This window comes from Microcystis sp. M53603_WE2 (assembly GCF_030065435.1).
Window position 1 is genome coordinate 1 of sequence record NZ_JASJFF010000396.1, and the last position, 1,521, is coordinate 1,521.

General features: G+C 49.5%; 1 protein-coding gene. It reads left to right on the plus strand.

The features are described from left to right. Positions 1 to 1,261: elongation factor G (locus PX481_RS08390; protein WP_288094345.1), on the plus strand; the 1,261-nt coding region annotated here is incomplete at its 5' end. Positions 1,262 to 1,521: the final 260 nt, after the last annotated feature.

Here is a 1,521-nt window from a genome sequence, read left to right on the forward strand (position 1 = left end):
GGAACGGGACTATGGTGTGCGTCATCTCCTCACCGCTTTAGTGGAAGAAACACCGGCCCCGACAATTACTGCCAACCGTCGCGGTCTCGATCCCAGTGCGGATGGAGATGCAGTGGTACAAATCCTCAAAACCTATTTTACTCCCCAGGGCGGTCGCCTCTCCCTAGCGCGAATCTGGCAGGGAACCCTTAACGATGGCATGGCCTTGAACGGTGTGCGGATTGGTGGTATCTATCGTCTCATGGGACAACAACAACAACCCTTACCGCAGGCCCAAGCGGGGGAAATTGTCGCTCTCGGTCGTTTGGAGGGAATCGCCACCGGAGACGTGGTGAGCAGCGGCAGTCAAAAACCCGATCTTCCCAAAGGTTTACAACTCAAACCCGTCTTTGCCTTGGCCATTGCCGCCGCAAATCGCAAGGATGAAGTTAAATTAAGTTCAGCTTTGACGAAACTGATCGAAGAAGATCCTTCCCTCTACTGGGAACAACACGGTGATACTAAAGAAGTGATTCTTTGGGGACAGGGAGAAATTCATCTGCAAGTGGCCCTCGATCGCCTAGCGCGCAAGTATAATCTACCGATGACCACCCATTTACCCCAAGTTCCCTACAAGGAAACAATCAAAACCAGCACCAAATCCCACGGACGTTATAAACACCAAACCGGCGGCCACGGTGCTTTTGGCGATGTGTACCTGGATATTAAACCCCTGGCCCGGGGGGAAGGTTTCCACTTCCATGAAAGCATTGTCGGTGGTGTCGTCCCCAAACAGTATATCCCCGGGGTAGAAACGGGAGTGCGGGAATATCTCGGTCATGGTCCGTTGGGTTTCCCCGTGGTGGATATTGATGTTACTCTCACCGATGGTTCCTATCACAGTGTCGATAGTTCCGAACAAGCTTTTAAACAAGCGGCCCGTCTAGCGATGACGGAGGGACTGCCTAAATGTCATCCGGTCTTATTAGAACCAATTCTATCGGTGACGGTTCTCGCTCCCTCAGAATACACTGCCAAGGTTTTACAGTTAATCAGTGGTAAACGCGGTCAAATTCAGGGTTTTGAAGCTTCTGCGGAGTGGAAAGGTTGGGATCAGGTAACGGCCTATCTACCCCAAGCGGAAATGCACGATTTTATCGTTGAATTGCGTTCTTTGACTATGGGTGTCGGTTTCTTCCAGTGGGATGAGGATCACCTGCAAGAAGTGCCGGATAAACTGCGCGATGCGGTTTTAGCCATGCAGGGTAATGGTAACAAGTAAAGTCTTCTTGGCTGTCACTAAAGTATAGGGATAAATTACCGAGAGATGGGCTTTTATTGGCTCATCTCTCCCTTTTGTGGCAAAAAATGACAGAAGGGTTCGATAAAATTAGCCTAGTGCTATAGTTACTAATTCTGTACGCAAATATTGCATCTAGAATTAGCTTTGTACGCTTTGACCCGTACTGGGTTAACTACGAACCTCTCTATCGGATTCCCGCTAAAGGCGGCCTCTCCGACTACCTTTCTTCCAATATTTAA